This window comes from Lyngbya aestuarii BL J, assembly GCF_000478195.2.
GTDB lineage: Bacteria > Cyanobacteriota > Cyanobacteriia > Cyanobacteriales > Microcoleaceae > Capilliphycus > Capilliphycus aestuarii.
The window spans coordinates 1-1,213 of sequence record NZ_AUZM01000226.1; the positions used below are offsets into that span (position 1 = coordinate 1).

Consider the following 1,213-nt stretch of genomic DNA (forward strand, 5'->3'; position numbering starts at 1 on the left):
TGTAATGTTAATCGATCAATGTTACGATTTTTGCGCCGAACAACCTGTGATTGATTCCATCTGTTCTGTTAAGCATCATTTGAACTTAAAAGTTGTTTATTGAAAATTTCCGATATGACTCAAATTGACACCCAACTCCAAGATTTACGCCAAAAAGCCCAAGATGAAATCGCCACTTGTGACACTCTCGATCAACTCGAACAGTTGCGAATCAACTACTTTGGTAAAAAAGGTCAACTTTCTCAAGTCTTAGGGGCAATGGGCAAACTCGATCCGAGTGAACGTCCTCGGGTGGGGGCAATGGCTAATGAAGTTAAACAAGCCATTCAAACCGACTTAGACAACAAACGTACCGCCCTTCAAGCCGCCCAACTTGAAGCCCAACTCCAGAGTGAAACCCTAGATGTAACCATGCCGGGAATTTATCGTCCCCAAGGTCAAATTCACCCGCTTAACGGCATTATTGATCGCGCCCTGGATATTTTTGTCGGTTTGGGCTACACGGTGGCAACCGGGCCAGATATGGAAAGTGACTATTATAACTTTGAAGCCTTGAATATGCCCCCGGATCATCCGGCGCGAGATATGCAGGATACTTTTTATCTCCCCGGTGGGAACTTGCTGCGAACCCATACTTCTCCGGTGCAAATTCGCTACATGGAACAGCGTAAACCTCCGTTACGAGTAATAGTACCCGGTCGGGTTTATCGTCGCGATAGCGTTGATGCGACTCATGCCGCCGTGTTTCATCAAATCGAACTGTTAGCCGTTGATGAAGGATTGCGTTTTAGTGACCTCAAAGGCACGATTAAAGAGTTCTTGCGTCAGATGTTTGGGGATTTACCAATTCGGTTCCGGGCGAGTTATTTCCCGTTTACTGAACCCTCGGCTGAAGTCGATTTACAATGGCAGGGGAAATGGTTAGAAGTCTTGGGCTGTGGCATGGTTGATCCGAATGTCTTTCAAGCGGTGGGGTATGATCCAGAGAAATATACCGGATTTGCAGCCGGATTTGGGGTCGAACGCTTTGCTATGGTTTTGCATCAGCTTGATGATATTCGCCGTGTCTATGCCAGTGATTTACGTTTTTTGAGACAATTCTAATCATTCTCAATTGCAGGGGTTTGAAAGCAATGCCCGCTTGGACTGGTCAAATGTGTGGGTTTGTTAGGAGTTGAACGGGAAAATATGTTCTATTGTGGATCTCGGTGGG

The 1,213-nt window shown here is 46.0% G+C and carries 1 protein-coding gene; it reads left to right on the forward strand.

The annotated features are described in order from the left end of the window. Positions 1–114: 114 nt before the first annotated feature. Complete coding sequence (gene pheS / locus M595_RS27700; protein WP_023069150.1) at positions 115–1,104, forward strand: phenylalanine--tRNA ligase subunit alpha; 990 nt, start codon at positions 115–117, stop codon at positions 1,102–1,104. Positions 1,105–1,213: the final 109 nt, after the last annotated feature.

Bases quoted from the DNA above. Each gene is read 5' to 3' on its own strand.
- pheS (WP_023069150.1), top strand. From the start codon at position 115: ATGACTCAAATTGACACCCAACTCCAAGATTTACGCCAAAAAGCCCAA.